Source organism: Oryzihumus sp. (genome assembly GCF_054325275.1).
Map to the genome: position 1 here is coordinate 1 of NZ_JBTCWL010000069.1, position 19530 is coordinate 19530.

Consider the following 19530-nt stretch of genomic DNA (forward strand, 5'->3'; position numbering starts at 1 on the left):
TCACCCTGGTAGACGTAGGTCGAGCCGGGCAGGGCGAGCAGGACCAGGGCCGCCGCTCGGGCGCGCCGCTCCCCCAGCGCCCGGTCCAGCACCGGTTCGGCCCCATCGCGCAGCAGCCACTGCCGCGCCACCTGCTGGGCGTGCTCGCCCGGCCCGACCGGCAGGCCGTAGCGCGTGGCCACCCGCGGGGTGTCGTGGCAGCCGAGCAGCCAGGTCGTCGACGACCCGCTCTCGCGCATGTCGGCCAGGCCGGAGTCGATGACGCGCCGGTAGTCCTCGACCCGCCAGTCCGCCTCCTGCATCTCGAAGTTGAACGCCTGGCCCAGCCCCTCCGCCGAGGCGTACCGCGCGCGCCGGCGGGGGTGGACGCTCGCCTCCGCGACGGCGAACCGGGGCGGGTCGTACTCGTCGAACACCGCCCGCCACGAGGCGTAGACCTCGTGCACCCCGTCCCGGTCCCACAGCGGGTGCGACCCGTCGCCGCGCTGCATCTGCGCGACGTCGGCCCACGGGTCGAACGGCTCGCTCATGTCCTTGACCAGCCCGTGGGCCACGTCCACCCGGAAGCCGTCGACCCCGCGGTCGGCCCAGAACCGCAGCGTGGTGCGGAAGTCGGCGCGGACCTCGGGGTTGTCCCAGTTGAGGTCGGGCTGCTCCCGGGCGAAGTGGTGGAAGTACCACTGCCCGTCCGGCGTGCGCTCCCACGCGGGACCGCCGAAGCCGGACTCCCAGTCGTTCGGGGGCAGGTCGCCGCCGGGGCCCCTTCCGTCACGGAAGATGTAGCGCTGGCGCGCGGCCGACCCCGCGGGCGACGCGAGCGCCTCGCGGAACCACGCGTGCCGGTCGGAGGTGTGGTTGGGCACGATGTCGACGACCACGCGGATCCCGTTGTCGTGCAACGCCTCCACCATCGCGTCGAAGTCGGCGAGCGTGCCCAGCCGCGGGTCCACGTCGCGGTAGTCGTCGACGTCGTAGCCGCCGTCGGCCAGCGCCGAGGGGTAGAACGGGCTGAGCCACACGGCGTCGACACCCAGCTCGCGCAGGTAGCCCATGCGGGAGGTGATTCCCGGCAGGTCACCGATCCCGTCGGCGTTGCTGTCGGCGAAGCTGCGGGGGTAGATCTGGTAGACCACCGCCGAGCGCCACCACGTCGGGTCGGACAGGTCGGTCACGTGGGGCTCCTCCTCGGGCGGGGGCGTGCTCTCCGAAGCATGGCAGGGTCACTGCCGACGCACCGTGTGGAGCAGGCACCCCTTGCGATCGAGCGGGTTGTGGTCCGTCCTCGCCCGCTCCGGTGCCGGGCCGCGGACGGGCTCGTGGTGGTCGAAGGCGTCGACGAGCACGCCCTCGCCCCGGCTCACGCCGGGCAGCTGCTGGCGCAGCTCGTGCACCCGGGCCGCCGGGACCAGCCCGGACAGCAGGTATGCCGTGCGCCTCACCTGCGTCTCCAGCGGTACGGCCTGGATGCGCGACAGCAGCGCCAGGACGGCGCCGAGCGCGTCGTCAGGCACCTCGACCTCGAACCGGTGGACCGGCTCGCACACCACGGTGCCGGCCCGGCGCAGCGCGGTCGCCAGCACCAGCGGGGTGAGCAGCCGGCTGCTGCAGCGTCTCCCGGAGCGCACCCTCCACGGCCGTGAAGAAGGCCGGCGGCATGGACCCGGGCTCGACGCCGAGCCGGAAGTCCACGCCGTGCCCGACGGGTGCCGGCTCGACCTCGAGGCCGACCGTGGCGAGGAACGGGTTGGGAGCGACGTCGATCAGCTCGAACGCCGCACCCGCGCCCAGCACTCGCTCGACGCACAGCAGCGTGGTCTCCCGGAAGCCGACCGGGACGCCGTAGTCGTCGGCAAGGGTCGCCGCCAGCACCTCCTTCTGCACCTCGCCGTAGAGCGAGACCGACAGCTCCCGGCGCACGTCGTCCTGCCGCAGGTTCTGCCGATGGGCCGGGACCGGGTCGTCTCCCCCGGTCCCGGCTGGGCCACCCGCCCCTCAGGCCTCCGCGGCGAGGAGCTCGTCGATCTGGTTGATCGCCAGGCGCGACCCCTCCTCGACGCCCATGTCGAGCACCTTCTGCAGGTCGTCGGCCGACTCGTACGTCGAGACGTAGGTCGCGCGGGTGCCCTGACCCTCCGCCTCGAACGTGTAGATGTTGCGCGACACCGGCATCCCCGGCGCAGCGTTGAAGTCCATGTCGGCGAAGCCGTCGTCGAAAGCGAAGCTGCGCGGCTCGTCGACGGCCGTGATCTGCCACCAGCCGGCGTGCTTGTCCCCGGTGGGGCCCGTCATGTAGTACGTCGTGCGGGAGCCCACGCTCAGCGCGTGGTCGACGAAGGTCGCCGGGTACGTCGGCGGCCCCCAGACGCGCTCGAGCTGGCGCGGGTCGGCATACAGCGCCCACACGCGCTCAACCGGGGCGGCGAACGACGCGGTGATCGTGATGGTGCGGGTGTCCACGTCCTTGGTGATGTCGGTGACGGGCATGGTCAGCTCTCTTCTGCGAGTAGGGAATCGATGCGGTCGATGCGACCGCGCCACACCGCCTCGAGCTCGTCGAGCATCGAGGCGACCGAGCGCACTGCCTCCACGTCGCCGCTCGCCAGGGCCTCGCGTCCGCTGCGCCGCTTGGTGAGCAGGCCGGCCTTCTCGAGGACGGCGACGTGCTTCTGGACGGCGGCGAAGCTCATGTCGTAGCCCGCTGCCAGCGTCGAGACGGAGTGCTCCCCGGCCAGCACGCGGCGCAGGATGTCGCGCCGGGTCCGGTCGGCGAGGGCGTGGAACAGGGCGTCGGCCCGGTCCTCGTTCGTCTCGTCCATGAGGACAACGTACAACCAATCGGTTGTACGTTGTCAAGAGCTTCCCCGGCAGGGGGTGATGCCCGGGGGTTCAGGCCGGCTGGAGCGTCGTGGTGGAGCGCTCGAGGGCCTCGCCCGACAGGGCAGCGAGGACGTTTATGGCGTCGAAGACGGCACCGGGTGCACCGGCGCCGAGCCTGCGGGTGCGGCCATCGAGGAGGCGGGCGGCTCCCTCGACGACGATCGGCGCCGTGACGGCGTAGATGTCCCGGCCTGCCGCGGCCACCCTCGTGGTGCGCTCGCCATGCCGGACGGCGACGTCGACGACGAACCGCTGGGACGAGCGGCCGGTGTCGTCGACGGCCGTGGGGGGTGGGGTCGTCGTGTCACGCAGTTCCTCGAGCGGCGCCGTGGTCAGGTAGGACCGCAGCTCCCCGACCTGCAGGTGCTCGGCGATCGCGATGACTTCCGAGAAGGGCACCGGTGCCACCGGCTGGTCACCGAACGACCCCGGGAACGTCCAGGTGGAGATCGCGGGGACGTTGCCGACCTCCGTCAGCTGCCCCCCGGAGATGACCACGCGCGGCGCCGTGTTGCGTTCCCCCGTCCGTCGGGTCCCGGAGGTCGACCACCAGTGGTCGAGGGCGATGGCGATGGTGACGTCGTCCGCCCGGTCCGCCCCGTCCAGCGCGGCCGTGACCAGCAGGTCGGCCAGGCCGCCGTAGAACGACATGGCGGGGACCACCCCGACGCCGGCGGCACGGGCTGGCTCACCGAGCCGGTCGTAGACGGCCCGGACCGCGCCCTGCTCGGCCGTCACGTCCAGGTAGTGCGCCCCCACCTCGACCGCGACCGTGGCGAGGGGCAGCGCGGTGTCCAGGAACGGCCCTGCGCAGTTGACCACCGCACCCACCCCGTCCAGGCACCGCCGCAGCGCCTGGTCATCCCCGATGGGCGCGACCCGCTTCTCCAGTCCCGGGACGGACGGCTCGTAGGCCTCCAGCTTCCCGGCGCTGCGGCCGGCCAGCACGGGCGTGAGCCCCCGCCGCAGCAGCTCCTCGACGACGAACCGACCCGTGTGCCCGTAGGCGCCGTACACCAGAACCCGCGCGGAATCATCCATGCGGCCATCCTTGTGGGGCGTCGGTCAGCAGCGTGAGCGTCGGATTCGACACGGTGCGTACAGTTTCAGACATGCACCGGATCGGCGTGGCCCTGCACGGGACGACCATGCTCTACGAGCTGGCCATCGCCGTGGAGGTGCTGGGCGTGGACCGGGCCGAGCTGTCACCGAGCGGCGAGTGGTACGACCTCGTCGCGTGCACCCCCGATGGTGAGCCCCACCCGTGGCTGCCGGACGCACCCGCGGCGGGGTTCGAGGAGCTGGCGCGGGTCGACACCGTCATCGTCCCCTCGACCCACAGTCCCGGGGGCCGTGCCCGACGAGCGCCTGGTCGCTGCGCTGGGCGAGGCCTACGACCGCGGCACCCGGGTCGTCGCCCTGTGCACCGGCGCGTTCGTGCTCGCCGCCGCCGGGTTGCTCGACGGCCGGCCGGCGACAACCCACTGGATGCACGCCGACGAGCTCGCCCGACGGCACCCTCTGGTGGACGTGCGCGCCGACGTCCTCTACATCGACGACGGGCAGGTGCTCACATCGGCAGGCAAGACCGCGGCGCTCGACCTCTCCCTGCACCTCGTCCGACGCGACTTCGGGGCGGCGGCGGCGAACGGGCTCGCCCGGCGTCTGGTGGCACCCGCGCACCGGGCCGGGGGTCAGGCCCAGTTCATCGAGTCGCCCGCCGCACCCCGCGGTTCGGGCGGTCTGGCACCCACGCTCCAGTGGGCGCGCAGCCGCCTCGACCGTCCCCTCACCGTGCGGGACCTCGCGCGGCACGCCGGCCTCAGCGACCGGCAGCTCCTGCGCCGCATGCACGCCGAGGTCCAGGCCGGCCCCCTGTCCTGGCTGCATCAGCAACGGATTGCCAGGGCTCAGGAGCTGCTGGAGCGCACCGAGGCCTCCGTGGAGCAGATCGCTCGCAGCTGCGGCCTGGGCACGGCCACCACCCTGCGCCGGCACTTCCACCGCGCCGTCGGCGTCAGCCCCACGGCCTACCGGGCCACCTTCCGCGGGTGACCTGGGCGGACGCCGCAGGGCTCAGCCGTGGGCCCGCAGGTAGCGCCCGAAGTGCGGCACGGTAAAGGCGATCCGCCCACGCTCGCCGGAGTAGATCAGGCCCTTCTTGAGCAGGGCGTCCCGCGCCGGCGAAAGCGACTGCGGCTTGCGGCCGAGGATCGAGGCGACGGCCGCGGTGGGCACCGAGCCGACCTCGTCGACCGACGACGCGTCGCCGGAGGCCTCCACCTCGGCCAACGCGGCGTCGGCCATGGCGCGCAGGTACTCCCGCTCGGCCGGCGTGGCCCGCTCGTAGCGCGAGCCGAAGAAGCCCACGGCCAGCTCGGCCTCGGCCTCCGGCGCCGCGACCCGCACGTCCTCGGCGCTGATCGGGGTGCCGACCGCCACGTCCCAGGCCACCTTGCCGTAGGCCTGGACGAAGTACGGGTAGCCGGCGGTCGCGGCATACATGGCCTCGAGCGCCTCGTCGTCGAACTCGGCGTCCTCGTCCTTGGCCGGGGACTGCAGCGCCAGGTCGGCGGCGGCGCGGTCGAGGCGGTCGATCCGGTTGTAGCGGAACAGCCTCTCGCTGTAGGACTTCGAGGCGCTCAGCACCGCCGGCAGGTGCGGCAGCCCCGCCCCGACGACGATGACCGGCAGGCCGCTCTGGCTGATCTCGTGGCAGGCGGCGCAGAGCGCAGAGACGTCCTCGGGGTCGAGGTCCTGCATCTCGTCGATGAAGACGCCGACACCCTTGCCGACGTCCGCGGCCAGTCCGCCCACGTCGGTGAGCAGCTCGACCAGGTCGATCTCGATGTCGCCGGAGTCGGCCCGCCCGGGGACGGCGGGGGCGTCGATACCGGGCTGCCAGCGGTCGCGCAGCTTGGCGTTGGCCGGCGCCTCCCGCTGGGCGAACGCCTTGATGACGCCGAGGACGTGGTCCACCTCGGCGGACTGCGCGTGCCCGAGCTCGCGGACCGCGGTGTGCAGGGCGGCGCTGAGCGGGCGGCGCAGCCGCTGCTCGGGGCGGGCCTCCAGCTTGCCGGTGCCCCAGTGGGCGCGGACGGCGGCGCTGCGCAGGGCGTTGAGCAGCACCGTCTTGCCGACCCCACGCAGCCCGGTCAGGACGATGGACCGCTCCGGCCGCCCCTTGGCGATGCGTTCCAGCACCACGTCGAACGCCCGCAGCTGCTCGTCGCGACCGGCCAGCTCCGGCGGCCGCTGGCCTGCTCCGGGGGCGTAGGGGTTCCGGATCGGGTCCACGCTCGGAGACTATCCGGCCGTCTAGCGCCTGCCCGAGAACTCGCGATAGTCGCCGATCGTGTCGCGACGGCCGTGCGGGCGCCCCCGTAGCCTGTGCCGCATGAGCGCTCGGGGCACACGCTGGCGGTTCGCCGGGCAGATCGCCGGCCTGGGCACCGGCGGCGGCACCCGCGTGGTGGTCGGCCGCTGGCCGCAGTCGCCCCTGGGGTCCTTCGCCGACGTCATGGTGGAGCGGCCGGACGGGCACCGGGTGCTGCTCGCCCCGACGCAGCAGGTGGCCGACTTCGTCGCGGCGACCTACACCTTCGACGAGGTCCGGCTGACGCCCGTCGATGTCGACGTCACCGCGGACCGGTGGCGGCTCGAGGCGGGGCCGTTGACGCTGGCCCTCGGCCTCGGCCGCCGGACCGCGCTGGGGTGGCTGCTGCACGGCATACCGGCACCCGTCGCGACCGCGCCCTGGTTCGCGGGCGCGGTCGACCCGGTCGCCCGGGTGGTGCTGCGCGGCGTCCGCACGCGCGGGACCGCCGGCCAGGGCCGGCGCGAGTGGTATGGCGCGACGGACGTCCGTGCGCTGCGCACCGCCGCCGGCGCCTGGGAGGGCGAGGACCTGGGCGCTCTGCGCCCGGTGGACCCGCCGGTGCGCTTCGGCTTCGGCTCGACCCCGGCCCGCCCGTCGGTCACCTCCGTGGTGACGACGGTCGAGTCGCTCAGATGACGGAGGGCTCGGCCTGACCGTCGGCCTCGATCGGCTTGCCGGCCGCGTGCCAGGCCTTCATGCCGCCGTCGAGGTTGGCCACGTCGAAGCCCTGCTGCTGCAGCCAGGCCACCGCACGGGAGGAGCGGCCACCGCCGCGGCAGGTCACCGCGAGGGTGCCGGCGTCGGAGTCGGGCAGGTCCGCGAGGCGGGCCGGCAGGTCGCCCAGCGGGATGTGCACGGCGCCGGGCGCGTGGCCGGCAGCCCACTCGTCGGGCTCGCGCACGTCGAGGATCGTCGCGTGGTCATGGACGTCGGAGACGGTCACCGTGGGGATCTGGGTCATGCGCGGCATCCTGCCATCCGGCAGCGCGTGAACCCCAAGCGCCAGCGGCCAGATGGGACGGGACTCACTTGAGCAGACGGGAGAGCCTGCGGTCGGCCAGGGGCTTGCCGCCGGTCTGGCACGTCGCGCAGTACTGAAGCGAGGAGTCGGCGAAGGACACCTCGCGCACGACGTCACCGCAGACCGGGCAGGCCTGACCGGTGCGGCCGTGGACCCGCATGCCGGCGCGCTTGGCGTCCTTGAGGTCCTTGGCCGGCTTGCCCGACGCGGCCGCCACCGCGTGCTCGAGGACGTCGCGCAGGGCGGCGTACAGCCGCGCCACCTCCTCCTCGTCGAGGGCGGCGGCGAGGGCGAACGGCGAGAGGCGAGCCGCGTGGAGCACCTCGTCGGAGTAGGCGTTGCCGACGCCGGCGAGGAAGCCCTGGTCCTTGAGCAGGCCCTTGACCTGCGTGCGGCGACCGGCCAGCAGCGCGGCGAAGTCGGCCTCGGTGAAGCCGTCGGCCAGCGGGTCGGGCCCCAGGCTCGCGACGCCGGGCACCTTCTGCGGGTCGTCGACGATGTATGCCGCGAGCCGCTTCTGCGTGCCCGCCTCGGTCAGGTCGAAGCCACTGCCGTCGGACAGGCGCACCCGCAGCGCGATCGGTGACTTGCCGGGGCGCACGGGCGTGGTGGTCAGCTGGTCGGACCAGCGCAGCCAGCCCGCACGGGCGAGGTGGCAGACCAGGTGCAGGCCGTCGAGGTCGAGGTCGATGAACTTGCCGTGGCGCTCCACCCCGCTCACGAGCAGGCCCGCGAGCGCCTGCGGCGGTGGGTCATAGGTCTTCAACACGCTGATCGAGCCGAGCTCGACCCCCGCGACGGCGAGGCCGTCCGTGCGCTCGCGCAGGAAGTCGACGAGCGCCTGGACCTCGGGCAGCTCCGGCACGGCTTCATTCTGGCCCAGCAGGCCGACAGCGACCGGCCGAACGCGGCAACTCCCCGGCGGAAGGTCAGCCGGCCGGGCCCCTGTGGCTGTGGCGACCGTCATGCGGACGGACGCGTTTGTGGCTGCCCGGATCGGGCACGGGTCAGGTACCGACTCAGGGAGGTTGTCCATGCAGAGCACCCACCGGCACCACCGCGTGCCTGCGGCGACCGGAGGCCGCAATGGCTGACACCGGCGCCATCGTCCATGACGACCCTTCCGTGGCCGAGCTGCTGACGAGGCTGTCGGAGCAGTCGACCCGCCTCGTCCGCGACGAGCTGGAGCTCGCCAAGGTCGAGATCACCGACAAGGTCAGGCACGCCGGCGTCGGCGCCGGGATGTTCGGAGCCGCAGGGGTCCTCGCCTGGTTCGGGCTCGGGGCCCTCATCGCCACGGCGATCCTGGCCCTGTCCCTCGCGCTGCCGGCGTGGCTGGCTGCACTGGTCGTCACCGTCGTCGTCTTCGCCGCCGCGGGGGTCGCCGCGCTGCTCGGCCGCCGGCAGGTGCAGGAGGCGGCACCCCCGATGCCCCGCGAGACCATCGACAGCGTCGAGCGCGACGTCGCCGAGGTGAAGGAGGCAAGCCACCATGGCCGCCACACCGTTTGACGAGACCGGCGCCTCCGGCCCCGCCCTCGACTCCCAGCCGTCCCCGGCGACGAAGGCCGAGCTCGAGCAGGACATCGCACTCACCCGCGCGCAGCTCGGCGACACGGTCGAGGCGCTGACCGAGCGGCTCGACGTCAAGAGCCGGGCCCAGGCGGGGGTGTCCGGCGGCCTTGCCCGCGCCCGTGACGCAGCGCGGACCCATGTCGTCCCCACCGCGGCGCTGGCCGCTACGGCCGTGGCCTCGCTAACGGGGCTGGTCGTGTGGCGGCGGCGCCGCAGATGAGCCGGTCCGCGGGCGGGCACGGACGGGTGGCGCCGGACAACCCGGTCAAGCCCGAGGCACCGACCGACCTGACCAAGCCCTCGTGGGGCTACGTGCTGCGCAAGACGGCGCGCGAGTTCTCCACCGACCAGTGCACCGACCTCGCCGCGGCACTGACCTACTACTCGGTGCTGGCGCTGTTCCCCGCCGCCATCGCCCTGCTGTCCCTGGTCGGGCTCTTCGGGCAGGGGCAGCAGACCGTCGACACGCTGCTCGGCATCCTGCGCCAGGTCGGGGCCGGCACGGCAGCCGGGACGCTTCGGCCGGCGCTGGAGTCGCTGGGCCAGAACACCCACACCGCCGGCTTCGCCTTCGTGCTCGGCCTGCTGACCGCTCTGTGGTCGGCATCGGGCTACGTCGGGGCGTTCGGCCGCGCGATGAACCGGATGTACGGGATCCGCGAGGGCAGGCCGTTCTGGAAGCTGCGACCTGTGCTCCTGCTGGTCACGCTCGCTGCCGTGGTCCTCTCCGCGGTGGTGGCGCTCGCGCTCGTGGTGACCGGTCCGGCGGCCAGGGCCGTGGGCAACGCCATCGGCCTGGGCAGCACGGCGGTGCTCGTGTGGGACGTCGCCAAGTGGCCGCTCGTGCTCGTGGCCGTCATCGTGATCGTCGCGGTCCTCTACTACGCGACGCCGAACGTGGAGCAGCCGAGGTTCCGCTGGACGAGTGTGGGCGCGATCCTCGCAATCGCCGTCTGGGCCCTGGCGTCGGCGGGGTTCGGCTTCTACCTGGCCCACTTCTCCAGCTACGACAAGACCTATGGCACCCTCGCCGGAGCCGTGGTGCTCCTGCTGTGGCTCTGGATCACCAACCTGGCGCTGCTCTTCGGTGCCGAGCTGAACGCCGAGCTCGAGCGCGGGCGGGAGCTGCAGGCCGGCCTGCCCGCCGAGCGCAAGGTACAGCTGCCACCGCGGGACACCCGCAAGATCGAGAAGGCCGAGGCCAAGGAGGCCGAGGACGTCGAGCGCGGCCGCCGGCTGCGGGAGAGCCGCGGCCGGGAGGCCGACGTCCGCGACGACGACCCGAAGGAGGCGGAACGGCATGACCGTTCGTCAACACGTCAGGACTGAGCAGCGGGGCAGCACCGCGGCCAAGGTGCTCTATCGTCCCGTTGGGCTCGCCGGCAGCATCATCGGCGGCATCGTGGCGGGCGCACTGTTCAAGCAGGTGTGGAAGCGCGCCGCGGTCGGGTCCGACGGTGACGCGCCCAAGGCACTGGAGTCGGAGTACCCCGTGCGCCAGGTGCTCCTGGCGGCCGCCCTCCAGGGCGCGCTGTTCGCAGTCGTCAAGGCGGCGATCGATCGCGGCGGAGCTCGGGCGTTCGAGCGCTGGACCGGGGAGTGGCCCGGCGACTGACCGGCAGCGACCGGCCCCCTGACGGCCTCCCGGGGTCGGCAGCCCTGTGCGGTCCAGCTGCGCGGCGCCAGCCATGCGGTCGCCGGACGGCACCGATCCGGACCCGTGAAGGGCACGCCGGGCAAGCGTGGCGCACGGGCTCATCCTTCCCGATCCGGCGGCCTCGAGGCGGGCATGTCCTGACCCTTGACCGGCACCAGACCTCGCCTCTAGAATAGAACACACGTTCTAATCTTTGGTGCTGGGGGGTGCCGCAGATGGGGGAACAGCTCGACCGCAGGTCGGCGATGCCGCGCGAGGTTCTCGACGCGCTGGTGCGGGTGGTGCGTGCCGACGCCCCAGCCGAGGCGCAGTGGTTCACCGCCGACGAGGCGCTGCGGGTGATCGAGGCCGGCGAGGCGGTCAAGGCGTGGGTCGACGCGGTCTCGCTCGACTGCACCCGCGCCCTGGCGGGGCGGGTGTTCGAGGCCCACGACGACCTGTGCGCGTCCGCCGAGAGGCGACCACGCACCGACGACGAGTGGGACCGGGTGCGCGAGGAGGCTGCCCAGGCCGCAGCGTCGGAGATCGAGGCGGCCACCGGCATGGGCTACACCGAGTGCCGCGCCCGGGTGTCGTTCGCGCTCGCCGAGGAAGAGCGCACCGCGACCGTCCGCGAGCGGATGCACTCCGGGTGCCTGTCGTCCTACCGCGCGCGGCTGCTCTTCGAGGAGACCCGGCACTGTCCGCCGGAGGTCGCCGACGCGATCGCTGCACGGGTGCTGAGGGGCGAGGGCGGCGACGGGCCGACCTCCCACGCCACGCTGCGCCGACGACTGAGGCGGCAGCTGGCCCTGCACGACAGCGACTACCCCCGCCGCGCCCGGGCCGAGGCCGTGTCCCGCCGCCGGGTCCGTTCGGACCTGCGGCCCAACGGGACCGGGTGGCTGGACATCACCGGTGAAGGAGAGCGGATCGTCGCCGCCCGCGAGCGGATCGAGGCGATCGCCCGCCGACTCAAGTCCGAGGGCAGGGCCGACGAGCGTGCCCACGAGGCGATCTGCTCCGACGTGGCGCTCGACCTGCTGCTCTACGGCTGGGTCACCGACGACGAGCCCTACCGCTCACTCGGACGCCCGCCGGCCGCTCGCGTCACCGTCACCGTCTCCCTCGCGACCCTGCTCGGCGTCACCGAGGGCACGGGAGAGATCCCCGGCCACGGCTTCGTCCAGGCCGACCACGTCCGCGAGATCGCCACCGCCGCCGGGTCGGTCTGGCGCCGGCTGGTCACCGATCCGGTCACCGGCGAGCTGCTCGACCTCGGCACCCAGCGCTACGTGCCCACACCCCGGATGCGCGAGCTGGTCGTCCACCGTGACGGGGTGTGCCGCGGGCCTGGCTGCGAGGTCGAGGCCCGGCGCTGCGACCTCGACCACGAGATCGCCTGGCCCCTCGGGCCGACGCACCCGGCCAACCTGGCGGCCAAGCACCGGCGGCACCACAACCTCAAGAGCCACGGCTGGTGGACCTCGACGATGACCCGCAACGGGCGCGTGCACTGGCGCTCCGCCGCCGGACGCGCCTACGTCACCCACCCCCGTGTCTACGACGATCCGCTCGACGCTCCCCTGACCGCCGACGATCCGCTAGATGCTCCCCTGACCGCCGACGACCCGACCGGCGTTGCCCGGACGCCCGACCTCCGGCGCGGGGACGGCGCGACCCTGACCGCCCTCGGTCCACCCCCGTTCTGAGGCAGACCCGCTGACTGGGCCAGACCCGCGGCAAATGTTCTACCTGGAGGCGTTGGTGTCCGGCAGGATTCGGGCATGCCCGCCGCGACCCAGACCACCCGCTTCGACGACGTCACCCTCGAAGGCGAGGGCCTGAGCCTGCGCCCCTTCACCGACGCCGACCTGGACGCCATCGCCGAGGCCTGCGCGGACGAGGAGACCCAGCGCTGGCTGCCGCTGCCCCGGCCCTACAGCCGGGACGACGCCCGCTGGTTCGTCGAGACCTTCGCCATCAGCCAGCGCGACAGCGGCGCCGGGCTCGTGCGCGCCATCGAGGTCGACGGTCGGCTGGCCGGCGCCATCGACCTGAAGAAGACCGACTGGTCCGCCCGCACCACCGAGACCGGCTACTGGGCGGCGCCCTGGGTGCGTGGCCGTGGCGTGACCACCGCCGCCGTGCGGCTGCTGGCCAGCTGGGCGCTGACCGACCAGGGCTTCGAGCGGGTCGAGCTGCTCACGGCCATGGGCAACACCGGCTCGGAGCGAGTCGCCGACAAGGCCGGCTTCCAGCGCGAGGGGATCGCCCGCAACGCGGGCGTCATCCACGAGGGCCGGGTCGACCTCACTGTGTGGTCCCTGGTGCCCGCCGACCTCATCCCCACCCCCGACGAGGCCGCGGCCGAGCCGGGACGCCGCTGACCGGGGCCGGGTTGCGACCCCGCGAGCGCGGACCTCAGGAGCGCGCGGCCCGCAACAACCGGAGCAGCCCGTAGCCGTCGGGCGCCCGGCAGACCGGCACGCTGCGCCGGGTCCGCGGCGCGAACTCCTCGTTGGACACCGGTATGCCGTGTGAGAGGACCTGCTCGGCGGGCGTGAGCTCGCGGATGGCGATGGCCTCGACCCGCTCGGGCCGCTCGGAGGCGAAGTCGCCGTAGATCCTTGGGTCGTGCTGCCCGTCATCGCCGATGAGGATCCACCGGATCTGCGGGAACTCGCGGGCGAGCCGGCGCAGCGCGGCACGCTTGTGCTCCTGCCCGCTGCGGAACCAGCCCGTGTTGGTCGGGCCCCAGTCGGTGAGCAGCAGCGGCCCGGCGGGGTAGCCGCAGCGCTCGAGGAAGCGGGTGAGCGTGGGCGCGGTGTTCCACGCTCCCGTGGACAGGTAGAAGATCGGCGACCCGGGCGACTCGTCCAGCAGCGCGCGATACATCGAGGCCATGCCCGGCACCACACGGCGCGCCTGCTCGTGGCGCACGAAGGTGTTCCACGCGGCGATCATCGGCCGGGGCAGGGCGGTGACCATGACCGTGTCGTCGATGTCGCTGACCAGGCCGAACGTCACCTCCGACCCGATGACCTGCACCGAGGCGGTCGCCGGCTCGGCCCCCTCGGCCTCGATGGTGGCCTCGTGCCAGCCGGGCGCCAGGCCGGGGTCGGGCACGCGGGCGTCGATGTAGCCGCCGCGGTCGGTGCGGGTGGTCACCGACCGGCCGTTGACGCGCACCGTGACGGGCACGTCCATGGTCGGCGCGGTGAGGAACGCGCGCCAGCCGCGGCGCACCTCCTCGGCCCGGCGCAGCTCGCCGTCGCTGGCGTCCACGTCGGCCGAGCCCGGCCTGTCGTCCCCGATCCGGCCGAGGACGACCCGGGCTATCACCCGAACGAAATCCGTTGACCCGTAACCGGTGTATGTGATCGTGCGGGTGGTCCAGCCACGCTTGCGCAGCCACGTGTCGAGGCGGCGGTGGACGGCATCCTCGACGACGGCGGCGGCATGGGGGCGGGCCATGCACAGAACCTAGCGCCGCCCCCGTGCCCGCCGTGATCCGGCAGGCGCGCGACGGCCACCCGCACCGGCACAGTGACCGCACAGCCCGCACACACGGCACCATTCCTTCGCCGGATGGACCGCGAGTGTTCCGCTATCGGGCGAGCGGACGTCGCCGGTGCGCGACTGACTGCGACCATGACCAGATCCCGGCGCACCGTCGCCACCGCCTCCGTCGCCCTCGCCGCTGTGGCCACCCTGGGAGCCACGCAGGCTTCTGCCGCCCCGAGTCCGCGCCCTCTGTCCGGCCACCCCGGCGCGCGCCATGTGCTGCTGCTCTCGGTCGACGGCCTGCACCAGAGCGACCTGGACCGTTACGTGCTGATGCACCCGGCCTCGGCCCTGGCCCGGCTGGTGCGCACTGGCACCAGCTACACCCACGCCAGCACCCCCGTGCCCTCCGACTCCGTCCCCGGCATGGTCGGCCAGGTCACCGGGGGCAACCCCCGCACCACCGGGATCTACTACGACGACACCTGGAACCGCAGCCTGCTGCCCGCCGGCACCACGCATTGCGCGGGTGTCTCCCCCGGCGCCGAGGTCGCGTTCACCGAGGCTGCCGACAAGGACCAGAGCCGCCTCGACGCCGGCCAGGGCCTGTCGCACCTGCCGTCCGACATCCTGCAGATGACCGGCCACCCGCAGTCGCTGCTCAACCCGGCCGCCCTGCCCGTGGACCCGCGCACCTGCACGCCGGTGATGCCGCACCAGGCGCTGAAGGTCAACACCGTCTTCGAGGTCGCCAAGGGCGCCGGGCTGCACACCGCCTGGTCGGACAAGCACCCGGCCTACGAGATCCTCGGCGGCCCGTCCGGCACCGGGCTCGACGACCTGTTCGCCCCCGAGATCAACAGCGACGCTCCCGGCTACGCCACCGGTGACGACTGGACCAAGGACAACGCGGCCACCCGGCAGTACGACGGCTTCAAGGTCAGGGCAGTCCTCAACGAGATCAACGGCCTGGACCACTCGGGCCGCACCCACGCAGGAGTGCCGGCGATCTTCGGGATGAACTTCCAGTCGGTCTCGACCGCGCAGAAGCTGCCGACCTCCGGTGGCCAGCCCGGCGGCTACCTCGCCGACGGCACCACGCCCGGGCCGGTCCTGAGCCAGGCGCTGGACTTCGTCGACTCCTCGGTGGGGGCCTTCGAGCAGGAGCTCGCGGCCCGGCACCTGACCGGCTCGACCACGGTGATCCTCTCGGCCAAGCACGGGCAGTCCCCGACCCGTCCGGCCGACCTGACACGAGTCCCCGACGCGCCGATCCTCAAGGGCATCAACGACGCCTGGTCCACCGCCCACCCCGGCGCCGGTGACCTGGTGGCGTTCAGCACTGACGACGACATCGTCCAGCTGTGGCTGCGCGACCGCTCGGCCGCAGCGACGAACTTCGTCCGCGCCTACCTGCTGGGCCACCCCGCCACCGGCAACGACATCCACGGCGCCTCCCGCACCGTGCCCGCCTCCGGGCTGACCAGTGTGTACGCCGGCACCGACGCCGCGCGGTTCTTCGGCGTGGGGGTGGACGAGGCCAGGCACCCCGACGTCGTCGGGATCGCCCGGCATGGCGTGGTGTTCACCGGCGGGACCTCCAAGATCGCCGAGCACGGCGGCGCGGACCCCCAGGACCGGGACGTCCCGCTGGTCGTCAGCGGCCCGGCCGGCCACCCCGGCTCCCGCGTCCCCGCCCCGGTGGAGACCACCCAGGTCGCCCCGACGATCCTGCGGCTGCTGGGCCTCGACCCGCGCCTGCTCCAGGCCGTGCGGATCGAGGGCACCCGCTCACTGCCCGGCCTGCTGCCGCAGCAGGGCTGAGCCGGCGCAGGGACGCCGTTGCGGGGCGGGCTCACCCCGTGGCGGCGTCCCACCGCCCGCGCAGCCAGGCGAACACCTCGGGCAGGCGGCGCGTCACCAGCGTCAGGTGGCCGTCCTCCTCGGTCAGCCGGGCGTCGACGACGCCGTCGAGCTGCCCGGCCAGCCACTGGCCGTGGCCGAACGGCACCATCGCGTCCTGCCGACCCTGCAGCAGCAGCACCGGGACCCGGATGTCGGCGAGGCTGCAGCCCCAGGGCCGGGTGAACATCAGGTCGTCGTCCACCCAGCCGTCGACGCCGGTCGCGAAGCCGGTCCGCGTCTGCGCGGCCAGCGTCGCCCCGATGGTGCCGGGGCCGGTGATCTCCGCGGCGTCGACCGGGGTCAGGTGCGGCGCCATCGCCTCCGCCAGCTCCGCTGGCGTCACGTCCGCCATCGCCGCGCCCTGCTCCTGCGCCAGCGGCCGCAGCGCCTCCTCGCCCTCGAGGGCCAGGCCGAACTCCTCGATGTTGCCCTCGCCCATGCCCTCCATGAAGTCCAGGCCCTCGGCGTCGTATGGCGCGACGCCGGCCAGCGTCGCCGCGGCCACCACCCGCCCGGGCAGCACGGCGGCACACGCCAGGGCGTGCGGTCCGCCGCCGGACCAGCCCCAGGTGACGAACCGGTCGACGCCGAGGTGGTCGGCCAGGGCGACCGTGTCGGCGACGACGTCGGCCACGCGCCGCCCCGGGTGGCGCGTCGACCCGGCATACCCCGGTCGGGCCGCGAGGACCAGGCGCAGGCCTTGCTGGCGGGCGCTGGACTCCCAGCCCGGGTCGAGCACCGGGCCGCCGGGGGTGCCGTGGTGGACGAGGGTGGGCACCCCGGCGGGGTCGCCGCCCTCGACGTACTCCAGCGCGCGGCCGTCCGGCAGGGTCAGGGTCGAGGTGGTCATGGGTCGATGTCTACCACCGCACCGTCGGCGGCGACCCCGAGAATGGTGCTCCCACGAGTCAGGAGGTGAGGCGTCCGATGCGGTCCCGACCCAGCGTCATGCACCTCGACCTCGACGCCTTCTTCAGCGCCGTGGAGCAGCGCGACAAGCCCTCGCTGCGCGGCAAGCCGGTCGTGGTCGGCGGGGTCGGCGGGCGCGGGGTGGTCGCCACGGCGTCCTACGAGGCCCGGCGCTACGGCATCCGCTCGGCCATGCCGACCGCCGAGGCCCGGCGCCGGGGTCCGGCCGGCACGGCGTTCCTGGCCGGGCGGTTCGACGCCTACCGGCTCTCCTCGCGGGTCGTCATGGACGTGCTGCGCGAGTGCTCCCCGCTGGTGGAGCAGGTCTCCATCGACGAGGCCTACGTCGACCTGGCCGAGATCCCCGGCTTCGACCCGAGCGTGGAGGCGGTGACCGCGCTGGCCACCAACCTTCGCGCCCGCCTCCGCGACCTCACCGGCGGCCTGACCGCCTCGGTGGGGGTCGGCACGTCCAAGATGATGGCCAAGGTGGCCTCGGAGCTGCGCAAGCCCGACGGCCTGACCGTGGTCGACGCCGGCGAGGAGCTGGAGGTGTTGCACCCGCTGCCGGTCCGCTCGATCGGCGGCGTCGGTCCGGCCACCGCCGAACGGCTGCGCCCGCTGGGCGTGGAGACCGTCGGCGACCTCGCCCGGCTGGAGGTGGCCGACCTGCTCAGCCTCTTCGGCCAGGCCCACGGCACCTCGCTGCACCGGCTGGCGCGGGCCCAGGACGACCGCTCGCTCGTGGCCGAGCGCGAGGCCAAGAGCGTCTCGGCGGAGGAGACCTTCGCCCGCGACGTCACCGACCCGGCTGCGCTGCGCCGCGAGATCGACCTGCTCACCGCCCGGGTCGGGGCCCGGCTGCGCGGGGCCGGCACCGCCGGTCGCACGGTCACCCTCAAGCTGCGCCGCTACGACTTCAGCACCCTGACCCGCTCGACCACCCTCACCCAGGCCACGGACGACGGGCGCGCGCTGGCCCACACGGCATACCGCCTGCTCGCCGAGGTCGACGTCGCCGACGGGGTCCGGCTGCTCGGCGTGGGCGTCTCTGGCCTGTCCGACTTCGTCCAGGACGACCTGTTCGGCACCCCGGAGGACGAGGCCGCGCCGGAGGAGACGGCCGAGGCGCCGGAGCCGGCCGCGACAGCACCGCAGGTATGGCGCCCGGGCCAGGACGTCGTGCACGCCACCCGCGGCGCGGGCTGGGTGTGGGGGTCCGGGCGTTCGCTGGTGACGGTGCGCTTCGAGGGGCCGCGCACACCACCGGGGCCGGTGCGGACCTTTGATGCCATGGACCCCGACCTGGCGCCGGGCCCGCCGCCGGACTGGCGTGAGCCGCAAGGGGGTTGACGCCGCGACGTAGTGTCGAAGGCATGACGCTCTCCGCGCTGCCCACCACCCTGGCCGAGCTCCGCGCCTCCGGCTGGGAGCCGAGAACGGTCAAGGAGGAGATCCGGGCCAACCTGCTGGGGCGGCTGCGCTCGGGTGAGCCGGCGTTCCCCGGCATCGTCGGCTTCGACGACACCGTGCTGCCCGAGCTCGAGACCGCGCTGCTCGCCGGGCACGACCTGGTCCTGCTGGGCGAGCGCGGGCAGGGCAAGACCCGGCTCATGCGCACCCTGGCCGGCCTGCTCGACGAGTGGTCCCCGGTGGTGCAGGGCTGCGAGATCAACGACGACCCCACCGACCCGGTGTGTGTGCGCTGCCAGCGGCTGCTGGCCGAGGTCGGCGACGAGCTGCCGGTCGTGTGGCGCCACCGCGACACCCGGTATGCCGAGAAGCTCGCCACCCCGGACACCTCCGTCGGTGACCTCATCGGTGACGTCGACCCGGTCAAGGTGGCCGAGGGCCGCACGCTCGGTGACCCCGAGACGGTGCACTACGGGCTGGTGCCGCGCACCAACCGCGGCGTGTTCGGCCTCAACGAGCTGCCCGACCTGGCCGAGCGGATCCAGGTGGCGCTGTTCAACGTGCTGGAGGAGCGCGACATCCAGGTGCGCGGCTACTCGCTGCGGCTGCCGCTGGACCTGCTGCTCGTGGCCACCGCCAACCCCGAGGACTACACCAACCGCGGCCGGATCATCACCCCGCTCAAGGACCGCTTCGGCGCCGAGGTCCGCACCCACTACCAGCTGGACGTGGCCGACGAGGTCGAGCTCATCGCCCAGGAGTCCGCGGTCGTGGCCAGCGTCCCGGAGCACCTGGTGGAGGTGGTGGCGCGGTTCACGCGCGGGCTGCGCGAGTCCGCCTCGGTCGACCAGCGCTCCGGCGTCTCGGCCCGGTTCTCCATCGCGGCGACCGAGGCGGTCTCGGCCTCGGCGCTGCGCCGGTCGGCGCGCACGGGCGACGACGCGGTCGTGGCCCGCGTCTGCGACGTGCCCGGCGTGGTGCCCACCCTGCTGGGCAAGGTCGAGTTCGAGATGGGCGAGGAGGGCCGTGAGCGCGAGGTGCTCGACCACCTGCTGCGGGTGGCCGTCGCCGAGACGTTCCGCTCGCGGCTGGCCGGCCTGGACCTGACCGGCTTCACCGCGCTGTTCGAGGACGGCTCGGTCGTCGAGACCGGCGAGCTGGTGCCGGCCGCCGAGCTGCTGGGCCAGCTCGGCACGGTGCCGGGGTTGTCCAAGGTGCTCGACCGGCTCGGCCACGGCGACGACGCCGGCGTCGGGGAGACCGCGGCCGCGGTGGAGTTCGTCCTCGAGGGGCTGCACCTGACGAGGC

22 protein-coding genes are annotated in these 19530 nt (G+C 73.7%); 11 read left to right on the plus strand and 11 right to left on the minus strand.

The annotated features are described in order from the left end of the window. The 6 genes from ACXVGS_RS15650 to ACXVGS_RS15675 form a co-directional block, all read right to left on the minus strand. A partial coding sequence (locus ACXVGS_RS15650; RefSeq protein WP_458537151.1) for an alpha-amylase family glycosyl hydrolase occupies positions 1-1172 on the minus strand: 1172 nt, incomplete at its 3' end. A gap of 48 nt (positions 1173-1220) precedes the next feature. Beyond that, the gene (locus ACXVGS_RS15655; RefSeq protein ID WP_458537152.1) at positions 1221-1511 is read right to left on the minus strand and encodes a hypothetical protein; all 291 of its coding nucleotides are present in this window, start codon (positions 1509-1511) and stop codon (positions 1221-1223) included. Then, positions 1504-1917: a hypothetical protein gene (locus ACXVGS_RS15660; protein ID WP_458537153.1), complete on the minus strand. Its 414-nt coding sequence runs from the start codon at positions 1915-1917 to the stop codon at positions 1504-1506. Before ACXVGS_RS15660 ends, ACXVGS_RS15655 begins: the two co-directional genes overlap by 8 nt. Positions 1918-1992: 75 nt before the next feature. After that, positions 1993-2484 carry an SRPBCC family protein gene (locus ACXVGS_RS15665; protein WP_458531777.1) on the minus strand — a complete coding sequence of 164 codons (492 nt, stop codon included), beginning with the start codon at positions 2482-2484 and terminating at the stop codon, positions 1993-1995. Positions 2485-2486: 2 nt separating this feature from the next. Continuing rightward, a complete protein-coding gene (locus tag ACXVGS_RS15670) occupies positions 2487-2816 on the minus strand; it encodes an ArsR/SmtB family transcription factor (RefSeq protein WP_458528418.1) in 330 nt (109 codons plus the stop codon). Between the two features lie 70 nt (positions 2817-2886). Beyond that, positions 2887-3918 (minus strand): saccharopine dehydrogenase family protein, encoded by a 1032-nt coding sequence (locus ACXVGS_RS15675; protein WP_458537154.1) that lies wholly within the window; start codon positions 3916-3918, stop codon positions 2887-2889. Between the two features lie 312 nt (positions 3919-4230). On the opposite strand from ACXVGS_RS15675, the gene ACXVGS_RS15680 reads away from it, so the two are divergent. Then, the gene (locus ACXVGS_RS15680) at positions 4231-4932 is read left to right on the plus strand and encodes a helix-turn-helix domain-containing protein (protein WP_458531779.1); all 702 of its coding nucleotides are present in this window, start codon (positions 4231-4233) and stop codon (positions 4930-4932) included. A 21-nt stretch (positions 4933-4953) separates the two neighbouring features. Here the strand turns inward: ACXVGS_RS15680 and ACXVGS_RS15685 are convergent, their stop codons facing one another. After that, on the minus strand, positions 4954-6174 hold the full coding sequence (locus ACXVGS_RS15685; RefSeq protein ID WP_458528415.1) for an ATP-binding protein: 1221 nt from the start codon (positions 6172-6174) through the stop codon (positions 4954-4956). A gap of 100 nt (positions 6175-6274) precedes the next feature. Between ACXVGS_RS15685 and ACXVGS_RS15690 the strand changes: the two genes are divergently transcribed. Continuing rightward, on the plus strand, positions 6275-6892 hold the full coding sequence (locus ACXVGS_RS15690) for a hypothetical protein (protein ID WP_458537155.1): 618 nt from the start codon (positions 6275-6277) through the stop codon (positions 6890-6892). On the opposite strand, the gene ACXVGS_RS15695 is transcribed toward ACXVGS_RS15690, so the two are convergent. Continuing rightward, a complete protein-coding gene (locus ACXVGS_RS15695) occupies positions 6885-7217 on the minus strand; it encodes a rhodanese-like domain-containing protein (protein ID WP_458528413.1) in 333 nt (110 codons plus the stop codon). The genes ACXVGS_RS15690 and ACXVGS_RS15695 overlap by 8 nt on opposite strands. Positions 7218-7281: 64 nt before the next feature. Next, positions 7282-8142 (minus strand): Fpg/Nei family DNA glycosylase, encoded by an 861-nt coding sequence (locus tag ACXVGS_RS15700; RefSeq protein WP_458537156.1) that lies wholly within the window; start codon positions 8140-8142, stop codon positions 7282-7284. 221 nt (positions 8143-8363) lie between these two features. Here ACXVGS_RS15700 and ACXVGS_RS15705 point away from each other — a divergent pair, with 221 nt between their 5' ends. From ACXVGS_RS15705 to ACXVGS_RS15730, 6 genes are all read left to right on the plus strand, one after another. Further along, positions 8364-8789, plus strand: a complete 426-nt coding sequence (locus ACXVGS_RS15705) for a phage holin family protein (RefSeq protein WP_458531781.1) — start codon at positions 8364-8366, stop codon at positions 8787-8789. Then, the gene (locus tag ACXVGS_RS15710; RefSeq protein WP_458535465.1) at positions 8770-9072 is read left to right on the plus strand and encodes a DUF3618 domain-containing protein; all 303 of its coding nucleotides are present in this window, start codon (positions 8770-8772) and stop codon (positions 9070-9072) included. Before ACXVGS_RS15705 ends, ACXVGS_RS15710 begins: the two co-directional genes overlap by 20 nt. Then, the gene (locus tag ACXVGS_RS15715; protein ID WP_458528409.1) at positions 9069-10181 is read left to right on the plus strand and encodes a YihY/virulence factor BrkB family protein; all 1113 of its coding nucleotides are present in this window, start codon (positions 9069-9071) and stop codon (positions 10179-10181) included. The genes ACXVGS_RS15710 and ACXVGS_RS15715 overlap by 4 nt, the downstream gene beginning before the upstream one ends. Further along, on the plus strand, positions 10153-10467 hold the full coding sequence (locus ACXVGS_RS15720; protein WP_458531783.1) for a DUF4235 domain-containing protein: 315 nt from the start codon (positions 10153-10155) through the stop codon (positions 10465-10467). The genes ACXVGS_RS15715 and ACXVGS_RS15720 overlap by 29 nt, the downstream gene beginning before the upstream one ends. Positions 10468-10724: 257 nt before the next feature. Continuing rightward, positions 10725-12200: a hypothetical protein gene (locus ACXVGS_RS15725; RefSeq protein WP_458528407.1), complete on the plus strand. Its 1476-nt coding sequence runs from the start codon at positions 10725-10727 to the stop codon at positions 12198-12200. A gap of 75 nt (positions 12201-12275) precedes the next feature. Beyond that, entirely contained in the window at positions 12276-12878 is a 603-nt protein-coding gene (locus ACXVGS_RS15730) for a GNAT family N-acetyltransferase (protein ID WP_458528406.1), read from the plus strand. Positions 12879-12912: 34 nt separating this feature from the next. On the opposite strand, the gene ACXVGS_RS15735 is transcribed toward ACXVGS_RS15730, so the two are convergent. Next, positions 12913-13965, minus strand: coding sequence for an App1 family protein (locus tag ACXVGS_RS15735; RefSeq protein WP_458528405.1), 1053 nt, complete (start codon positions 13963-13965; stop codon positions 12913-12915). Between the two features lie 177 nt (positions 13966-14142). Between ACXVGS_RS15735 and ACXVGS_RS15740 the strand changes: the two genes are divergently transcribed. Continuing rightward, positions 14143-15819, plus strand: coding sequence for an alkaline phosphatase family protein (locus ACXVGS_RS15740; RefSeq protein ID WP_458537157.1), 1677 nt, complete (start codon positions 14143-14145; stop codon positions 15817-15819). Between the two features lie 31 nt (positions 15820-15850). Here ACXVGS_RS15740 and ACXVGS_RS15745 read toward each other — a convergent pair whose 3' ends face one another. Then, positions 15851-16750 (minus strand): alpha/beta fold hydrolase, encoded by a 900-nt coding sequence (locus ACXVGS_RS15745; RefSeq protein WP_458531786.1) that lies wholly within the window; start codon positions 16748-16750, stop codon positions 15851-15853. 77 nt (positions 16751-16827) lie between these two features. Between ACXVGS_RS15745 and ACXVGS_RS15750 the strand changes: the two genes are divergently transcribed. Further along, on the plus strand, positions 16828-18162 hold the full coding sequence (locus ACXVGS_RS15750; protein WP_458537158.1) for a DNA polymerase IV: 1335 nt from the start codon (positions 16828-16830) through the stop codon (positions 18160-18162). 23 nt (positions 18163-18185) lie between these two features. Beyond that, positions 18186-19530 (plus strand): sigma 54-interacting transcriptional regulator (locus ACXVGS_RS15755; RefSeq protein ID WP_458537159.1); only part of this gene is annotated, 1345 nt, incomplete at its 3' end.

Excerpts from the sequence above, each read along its gene's own strand:
- ACXVGS_RS15665 (WP_458531777.1), bottom strand. The coding sequence starts at position 2,484 with ATGCCCGTCACCGACATCACCAAGGACGTGGACACCCGCACCATCACG.
- ACXVGS_RS15670 (WP_458528418.1), bottom strand. The coding sequence starts at position 2,816 with ATGGACGAGACGAACGAGGACCGGGCCGACGCCCTGTTCCACGCCCTC.
- ACXVGS_RS15675 (WP_458537154.1), bottom strand. The coding sequence starts at position 3,918 with ATGGATGATTCCGCGCGGGTTCTGGTGTACGGCGCCTACGGGCACACG.
- ACXVGS_RS15690 (WP_458537155.1), top strand. The coding sequence starts at position 6,275 with ATGAGCGCTCGGGGCACACGCTGGCGGTTCGCCGGGCAGATCGCCGGC.
- ACXVGS_RS15695 (WP_458528413.1), bottom strand. The coding sequence starts at position 7,217 with ATGACCCAGATCCCCACGGTGACCGTCTCCGACGTCCATGACCACGCG.
- ACXVGS_RS15705 (WP_458531781.1), top strand. The coding sequence starts at position 8,364 with ATGGCTGACACCGGCGCCATCGTCCATGACGACCCTTCCGTGGCCGAG.
- ACXVGS_RS15710 (WP_458535465.1), top strand. The coding sequence starts at position 8,770 with ATGGCCGCCACACCGTTTGACGAGACCGGCGCCTCCGGCCCCGCCCTC.
- ACXVGS_RS15715 (WP_458528409.1), top strand. The coding sequence starts at position 9,069 with ATGAGCCGGTCCGCGGGCGGGCACGGACGGGTGGCGCCGGACAACCCG.
- ACXVGS_RS15720 (WP_458531783.1), top strand. The coding sequence starts at position 10,153 with ATGACCGTTCGTCAACACGTCAGGACTGAGCAGCGGGGCAGCACCGCG.
- ACXVGS_RS15725 (WP_458528407.1), top strand. The coding sequence starts at position 10,725 with ATGGGGGAACAGCTCGACCGCAGGTCGGCGATGCCGCGCGAGGTTCTC.
- ACXVGS_RS15730 (WP_458528406.1), top strand. The coding sequence starts at position 12,276 with ATGCCCGCCGCGACCCAGACCACCCGCTTCGACGACGTCACCCTCGAA.
- ACXVGS_RS15735 (WP_458528405.1), bottom strand. The coding sequence starts at position 13,965 with ATGGCCCGCCCCCATGCCGCCGCCGTCGTCGAGGATGCCGTCCACCGC.
- ACXVGS_RS15740 (WP_458537157.1), top strand. The coding sequence starts at position 14,143 with ATGACCAGATCCCGGCGCACCGTCGCCACCGCCTCCGTCGCCCTCGCC.
- ACXVGS_RS15745 (WP_458531786.1), bottom strand. The coding sequence starts at position 16,750 with ATGACCACCTCGACCCTGACCCTGCCGGACGGCCGCGCGCTGGAGTAC.
- ACXVGS_RS15750 (WP_458537158.1), top strand. The coding sequence starts at position 16,828 with ATGCGGTCCCGACCCAGCGTCATGCACCTCGACCTCGACGCCTTCTTC.